Genomic DNA, 7,114 nt, shown 5'->3' on the forward strand with positions numbered 1-7,114 from the left:
GCGCAACGCGCTGATTGTCGGCATGGCCATGGGTTTTGCGGTGATCCCGACGATCTTCTCGATCGCCGAGGATGCGGTTTTCAACGTGCCCAAGCACCTCACCCAAGGCTCGCTCGCCCTGGGCGCTACGCCCTGGCAGACGGTGATAGGGGTCGTGCTGCTGACCGCCAGTCCCGGGATCTTCTCGGCTGTGATGATCGGATTCGGCCGAGCCGTCGGCGAGACCATGATCGTGCTGATGGCCTCGGGTAACAGCCCGATCGTGAATTTCAACATCTTCGAGGGCATGCGGACACTGGCCGCAAACATTGCGGTGGAACTGCCGGAAACCGCGGTCGGATCGACCCACTTCCGGGTGTTGTTCCTGTCGGCGCTGGTGTTGCTGGCCTTCACCTTCGTCCTGAATACGGCGGCCGAGGTCGTACGTCAGCGCCTGCGCAAGCGCTATGCGTCCCTTTGATCCGGATCTGAGAGGCTCTTGAAATGAAACAGTGGTGGAAAAGCGGATCTCCCTGGATCTGGTTGAATGGCGGCGCGGTGAGCATCAGCATCATCATGGTGTTCGGCTTGCTGGCGCTGATCCTGGTGCGGGGCTTCGGGCATTTCTGGCCCCATAACGTGGTCAGCACGACCTTTGTCCAGCCCAACGGGGAAGTAATGCAGGTGATTGGCGAGCTGCGCAAGTCCGAGACCTTGACTGCCCAGTCCCTGCGCGAGGCCGGGCTCGCGTTGCCCGCGGATCAGGTGCTGGCCACGCGCCATCTGTTCAAGATGGGAAACCGGGATGTGACCGGGCGGGACTTCGTCTACATGGTCGACAATTTCCTCGGAGAATGGACCTATCCGAAAAACATCGCTGTGTTCGAGAGGCGTGAGTGGGGCGACTTTTACGGGGTTCCGGCGCGCTTGCTTGAAAGCGGGCAGACGGTTGCGGAAGGTGACGCCCTGTGGGCCGATTTCCAGAGGCGACTGGATCGCAGCAATCGACTTTTCGACGATATCCGTCGAATCGAACGGCACGATATCGGCAATGTGAATTTCCGGCTCGAGCGTGTGCGGCTGGATCAGCGTCGCGCGGAACTGCGCGGCACGCTCACCCCGGAGATGGAGCGCGAGTTCGCTGCGCGGCGGCAGGCGCTCGATCAGGAATACGCGGCCATTCAGGATCGCCTCAACGCCTTGCTCGCCGATGTGCGCCGCGACGCGATCGTCATGCAGGTGGCGGACGGGCGTGAGGTCACCATTGGTCTGGACCGAATCGTCAATGCGTGGCAGCCGAACAACATGTCGGCCGTTTCCAAGGTCGGCTTCTACATCAAGTCGTTCGGTGACTTCATCTTCGGCTATCCACGTGAGGCCAATACCGAGGGCGGGATCTTCCCGGCGATCTTCGGTACCGTCGTGATGGTGCTGGTGATGTCCATCATCGTCACCCCGTTCGGGGTGTTGGCCGCGATCTACCTACGCGAGTATGCGAAGCAGGGGCCGGTGCTGAAGGCGGTACGCATCTCGGTGTACAACCTGGCCGGGGTGCCCTCCATCGTCTTCGGCGTCTTCGGCCTGGGCTTTTTCGTGTATGTGCTGGGTGGCGCAATCGACAGCACGTTCTATCCGGAAGCGCTCCCGGCTCCGACCTTCGGAACGCCTGGCCTGTTCTGGGCGTCGCTGACGCTGGCGTTGCTGACTCTGCCGGTAGTAATCGTCTCCACGGAGGAAGGACTCGCGCGTATTCCATCCACCATCCGCATGGGTTCGCTGGCATTGGGTGCGACCAAGGGCGAAACCCTTTGGAAGGTGGTGGTGCCACTTGCTACGCCTGCGATGATGACGGGCCTGATTCTCGCGATTGCGCGCGCCGCCGGCGAGGTGGCGCCGCTGATGCTCGTCGGTGTGGTGAAACTGGCGCCGACACTGCCGATCGACGGCAACTTCCCCTTCATCCACCTCGAACGCAAGATCATGCACCTTGGCTTTCACATCTACGACGTCGGTTTCCAGAGCCCACATGCGGAGGCGGCCGAGGCGCTGGTCTATGCGACCGCGCTGATCCTGGTGTTGCTCATCGTTGCCCTCAACCTGTCGGCGATCATGATCCGCAACCGCCTGCGCGAAAAATACCGTGCCGAGGGCGATTGACCGCAGCAGATTCGCCCTCAATACTGAACTAGTTTTACTGGAGAAACACGATGAACCAGATGGCCAACCCGGAAACAGTCAAGCCGGTCCGCAGCATGAATGCCGGACTCTTTGATGGCCAGGAACGCGAATTTCTCGCGATCGAGGATGAAGAGATCGCGATCACGGTCGAGAGTCTCGATCTGTACTACGGCAACAGCCAGGCGCTGAAGAAGGTGAACATGCTCATTCCCAAGAAGCGGGTGACGGCCTTCATCGGTCCGTCCGGATGCGGCAAGTCGACCTTGCTGCGCTGCTTCAATCGCATGAACGATCTCGTCGATGGCTGCAGGGTGGAGGGGTCGATCAACCTGCACGGCGAGAACATTTTCGCCAAGGGTGTGGATGTGGCTGAACTGCGCAGGCGCATTGGGATGGTGTTCCAGAAACCCAATCCTTTTCCCAAGTCCATTTATGAGAACGTTGCCTACGGCCTGCGTTTGCAGGGTGTGAAGGACAAGGCCGTGCTCGACGAGGTCGTCGAACGCTCGCTCAAGAATGTTGCTCTGTGGAACGAGGTCAAGGATCGTCTGGATACCAACGCGCTTGGCCTGTCGGGTGGTCAGCAACAGCGGCTCGTCATCGCCCGCGCGATCGCAATCGAACCAGAGGTGTTGCTGCTGGATGAGCCGACTTCCGCGCTCGATCCGATCTCGACCTCGAAGATCGAGGAACTGGTCGAGGAGCTCAAGAATCAGTACACCGTCATCATCGTGACCCACAACATGCAGCAGGCGGCGCGCATCTCGGATTTCACCGCCTACATGTATCTTGGCGAGTTGATCGAGTTTGACGATACCAAGAAGCTCTTCGTCAGCCCGGCGAATCAGGCGACTGAGGACTACATCACCGGACGCTATGGCTGATCCGTCCCAACAGCATGGCACCGGGCCGGCGCTCCAACGGGCGCCGGCCTGTCTCGTTTCAGGAGTATGAGGTCTACCACGAATGACATATGGAATCCGCACGTGCTTGTTGGTCGTTTTTCTGGTGCTCGCAACAGGCGTGCTGGCGACCGAAAGCGTCGACCGAATCGAGGCCCGTGCACAACAGTTGATGTCGCTCGATCCACCCGACTGGCAGGGTGCCTACGAGCACTTCGAGCAGGCAGCGACGCTAGGGTCGCTGTCCGCCGCCTCCTATCTCGGGTGGATGTACGAACACGGCCACGGGGTCGAGGTCGATCACGAGGCCGCGGCAGATTGGTACCGGCTGGTTGCCGAGGGCGGAGCCCATGATTACGCGGTTAAGCTCGGTTGGATGTACATGGGGGGAAGCCAGCTCAAGGCGGATCGAGCGCTTGCCGAGCAATGGTTCGGGAGGGCGATCGATGCGGGGTATCTACCTGCTCATGTGGCGCTGGCGTCAGTGATCGTCGCCGATGCGCTTGGCGGCACCGGAGCCGAAAGAGTGAATGAGGCACGCGCTCTGCTCGAGACCGCACTCGAGGGCGAGGTGGCGCTGGCGGCGTTTTTCCTCGCCAGGATCCATGTCGAAGGCATTGGTGGTCACCCGACGGACGCGGCGCTGGGCGCGAAATACACCCGCATCAGTGCCGAGAATGGTCAGGCACTGATGCAAGGCTGGCTGGCGCGCATGTACCTGGAGGGTAAGGGCGTTGAGCCCGACCGCATGGAGGCGGCGTTCTGGGCAGCGCTCGCAGCGTCCGGGGGCGACCCCCTGGGGCGGCAGCTTCATGCCGCCTTGATCGAATCGATGTCCGATGAGGAGCGTCAGCTGGTAATGACCCGGACCATGCGCTGGGCGCTCGAGCGCCGCTGATGCTGCGCACGATTCTTTTCAGCCTGGCGGCACTCGTCGTGCTCATGTTCGCGGCGCGCGGCTGCGGGCTGACGCCGGAGCAGGTCGAGTCCCAACTTCTGCTGGCTGATCTCAACGCAGAGGAGGGCGCAGCGTATCGCGGCGCCAATCGCGCACGCCCCGGTGTCATCGAAATGCCCGATGGCCTGCAGGTTGAGTGGCTGGCGAAAGGCGAGGGCGTTGTGCCGGAAGCATCGGACTGGGTCATGGTCCACTATCGTGGCCTGCATGTCGATGGCCGTGTTTTCCAAGATTCGATCAGGCGTGGAGACCCCGCAGTCGTGCCGATCGACCGCGTGATCGAGGGTTGGAGGCGAGCGCTGACCAGTATGCCAGTCGGCTCCACCGTTCGCCTGGTGATCCCACCGGATCTGGCCTATGGGCGTGCCGGTGGCGGTGTGATCGGTCCGGAGGAGACCTTGGTGTTCGAGCTCTTCTTGCTGGATGTCGTGGATGCCCCGGTAACGTCGGAGCGTACGCCCGATCAACAACCGGTACCGGGGTTGCGCTGACAGTGGGCCCACTCAGCCGCTCAGCCGCTTGCGACCCACCCATTGCTCGCTGCGGATGCTTGCGGTTTGGCGACTCCGCAAGCAGGAATCACCCTTACGCCTCGGGGTCGCGCTGACTACCCGCGTGCTTGTGTCGCCTGCGTCGGCCCTGCGGCGCTTTCTCCCGCCCCCGCCAGACGCTGAGCAGCATCGTGACGACGAAAAGTGCGAGTACAAACCCGCCTGCGGTCGCGCCGATGCGTGACAGCTGAAATTCTCCGCTCAGCCCACCCAGCATGCGCAGCGCAAGCGTACCGTGGAGCAGGGTGAGAGGAACGTAAAGGAAAGGGTGATAGGGAATCCTGACGCGCATTACCGCTGGGAAGATGATCGGGGCGTGGCCGAAGACCATCGAGAAAACGAAGCCCAGCGTCACCGCATGCATCGCGCCGTCGCGAAGCGGGTGGCCCGGGGACAGGGCGCCGATCAGACCCATCGCGCCAGCGATTGCAAGCCAGGCGTAACCCGTGAGCAGGCAGACTGCGATGAAACGGGTAAGACCCTGTTGGCGAATGTTGAAACGCGCAATGTCGAATACGACGAGCCATGCGCCGAGCGCGAGCAGCGCGCCACCGAAGGCGCGCAAGCCTATATCGGGTTCGACAACAGACCAAGCCGCTGACGCGAGCACTGCGATGGATGTAGCGACGAACAACGGCATTGCGACCGGTCTTCGCGGCAAGAGACGCGTCAGCTCGAGGCGCTCGCCAGCAATCGTGAGCACAAGGAATGCGAGCCACCAGGCGGTAGCAGCCTGAATGCCCGCGAAGTGCCAGGCGAGGACGCCGAGCAGCCAGCAGGCAGAGGCGACTGCCAGCATCACGGTGAAGATCGCGAACTGCCGTCTTACGATGAGCACGCTGGCCAGCGTCAGCAAAGTGGCGGCGGAAAGGAAAAACGCCTGTGCCAGCCACAGTGGTTGGCCGAGAATCAGCGTCAGTCCGCCAAAGCCCGCGCACAGCGGGGCGAGATAGGCCCATGTCCGCGCGATTGCGACTGCGCGCTCGAGGCTGATCACCGTTCCGAAGAAAGCGGCGATCAGCAGCGCACTGTGAAGCCCCACGAGTGGCAAGGCTGCCTGGGGTGTCGTCACGCCCAGACGGGCGAGACCCGAAAGCACCCCGAAAACCAGGGCCAGCATGCCCATGATGAGCAGCGGGAGGCGGCCGGCGGGCGGTAGGTCGCGGATCATTGGGTCATTGGGTCCGGGTGTGTTGCGCCTCTGGGCTCTCAGCGTTTCCAGCCGAAGTGGTCCCGCGCGTCGGGATGCATCATGTCCGGCGTCCAGGGTGGCTCCCATACCAGTTTGAGATCGACGCCAAGATGCGTCGGCAAGTGGGCGTCGAGCACACGGTCAATGTCCTCGATGATCATGTCGGCCATCGGACACGCCGGAGAAGTCATGGTCATTGTGATCCGCACATTGTCCTGATCGACTTCGACACCGTAAATCAGGCCGAGGTCGACAATGTTCACGCCAACTTCTGGATCGATCACCGCCCTAAGCATGTGCCGGATCGAGTCGGGGTCGGGTGCGATGGTGCCGTTGTCCATGGTGATGTTGGTCCATTGTCGTGTTGCAGGCAGCCCAGGATTGCGCTTCCGCTACGCAATAGGGCAACGCGTTCGAGTACGAGAAAAGGGGTCTCGGCAGGAGGCTGGAGTTTGCCGCTCGTGAATATCTTACCCGCAGTTGCTTTCTTGCACGCGGGCGAGAGGAATTCATGCGAAGCACTGCGGTGGTTCGCACCCACCGTCGTTGGCTGACTGTCGGAATGGTCAAGCAGCGGCGACGCCGCCTACTGCTGTGCACCGCAAATCAATGCTTACTGCGTGGCAGGGTGGGGAGCGCCTGATTGCGACTTCATGGCGTCGGATCGCCACGCTTTAGACATATGCTCTGATCCAGCATCGATTCCATTGCAGCGAGGCGACGCACGTTGGTGACATGGAGTGAAATCCGCAGCGTACGCCCGGCCAAAGGATGGTTACCATCGAGTAACACCCCGTTTTCGGTCTCCTTCACAACGCGCAGGCTGAACTTCGGGCGATCCCCCATACCGCTGAAGAGTTGGGCACCCGGCTTCACCGCCATCCCTGACGGCAGGTTCGCGCGAGGACTTTCGAAGACCAGTTCTGGGCGGTGGAGACCGAAGGCACGCTCGGGTGGGACTTCGAACTCGAGCCGATCACCCGCGTAGTGACCGAGGACGGCTTCTTCAATTGCCGGGAGGACGCTGCCCTTGCCGACCACGAACACCATCGGGCCGTCGAGTTCGCTACTGGCGACCAGGCTGCCATCCGCGTCGTGCATGGTGAAGCTGGCAGTGACTTCGGCATCGAACTGAATCGTCGGCATGCGGTGTGGCTCCGTTGGTGGGCAATTGCTGACGCACGGTCAGGAGGCTTTCTTCAGGGTGGGAATTTTGAGTGCAGTCATGCCCATGGCGGCGGTCCGGCATTTCGGGCAGATGCGCATGTGCGCGGTGTCGAGGCCCTGTGCCTCAAGAACTGTGATCATACCTACGAGTCCTTCATCAGCCACGAAGTCCGTGCCGCAACTGTTG

At 61.8% G+C, this 7,114-nt stretch carries 8 protein-coding genes; 5 read left to right on the top strand and 3 right to left on the bottom strand.

Features of this window, described 5'->3' with window-relative positions; translation table 11 throughout:
- From GPA21_RS18065 to GPA21_RS18085, 5 genes are all read left to right on the top strand, one after another.
- A partial coding sequence (locus GPA21_RS18065; RefSeq protein WP_168989494.1) for an ABC transporter permease subunit occupies window positions 1-460 on the top strand: 460 nt, incomplete at its 5' end.
- Between the two features lie 23 nt (window positions 461-483).
- The gene (gene pstA / locus GPA21_RS18070) at window positions 484-2,136 is read left to right on the top strand and encodes a phosphate ABC transporter permease PstA (RefSeq protein WP_168989495.1); all 1,653 of its coding nucleotides are present in this window, start codon (window positions 484-486) and stop codon (window positions 2,134-2,136) included.
- 50 nt (window positions 2,137-2,186) lie between these two features.
- Window positions 2,187-3,041, top strand: coding sequence for a phosphate ABC transporter ATP-binding protein PstB (gene pstB, locus GPA21_RS18075; protein ID WP_168989496.1), 855 nt, complete (start codon window positions 2,187-2,189; stop codon window positions 3,039-3,041).
- Window positions 3,042-3,147: 106 nt separating this feature from the next.
- Complete coding sequence (locus GPA21_RS18080; RefSeq protein WP_168989497.1) at window positions 3,148-3,957, top strand: tetratricopeptide repeat protein; 810 nt, start codon at window positions 3,148-3,150, stop codon at window positions 3,955-3,957.
- Window positions 3,957-4,508, top strand: coding sequence for an FKBP-type peptidyl-prolyl cis-trans isomerase (locus GPA21_RS18085; RefSeq protein ID WP_168989498.1), 552 nt, complete (start codon window positions 3,957-3,959; stop codon window positions 4,506-4,508). Before GPA21_RS18080 ends, GPA21_RS18085 begins: the two co-directional genes overlap by 1 nt.
- A 94-nt stretch (window positions 4,509-4,602) precedes the next feature.
- On the opposite strand, the gene GPA21_RS18090 is transcribed toward GPA21_RS18085, so the two are convergent.
- The 3 genes from GPA21_RS18090 to GPA21_RS18100 form a co-directional block, all read right to left on the bottom strand.
- Window positions 4,603-5,739 carry a hypothetical protein gene (locus tag GPA21_RS18090; protein WP_168989499.1) on the bottom strand — a complete coding sequence of 379 codons (1,137 nt, stop codon included), beginning with the start codon at window positions 5,737-5,739 and terminating at the stop codon, window positions 4,603-4,605.
- 38 nt (window positions 5,740-5,777) lie between these two features.
- Window positions 5,778-6,101 (bottom strand): metal-sulfur cluster assembly factor, encoded by a 324-nt coding sequence (locus GPA21_RS18095; RefSeq protein ID WP_168989500.1) that lies wholly within the window; start codon window positions 6,099-6,101, stop codon window positions 5,778-5,780.
- Window positions 6,102-6,411: 310 nt separating this feature from the next.
- The gene (locus GPA21_RS18100) at window positions 6,412-6,906 is read right to left on the bottom strand and encodes an FKBP-type peptidyl-prolyl cis-trans isomerase (RefSeq protein ID WP_168989501.1); all 495 of its coding nucleotides are present in this window, start codon (window positions 6,904-6,906) and stop codon (window positions 6,412-6,414) included.
- Between the last annotated feature and the right edge of the window lie 208 nt (window positions 6,907-7,114).

The organism is Azoarcus taiwanensis, from assembly GCF_012910885.1.
GTDB classification, from domain to species: Bacteria; Pseudomonadota; Gammaproteobacteria; order Burkholderiales; family Rhodocyclaceae; genus Azoarcus_F; species Azoarcus_F taiwanensis.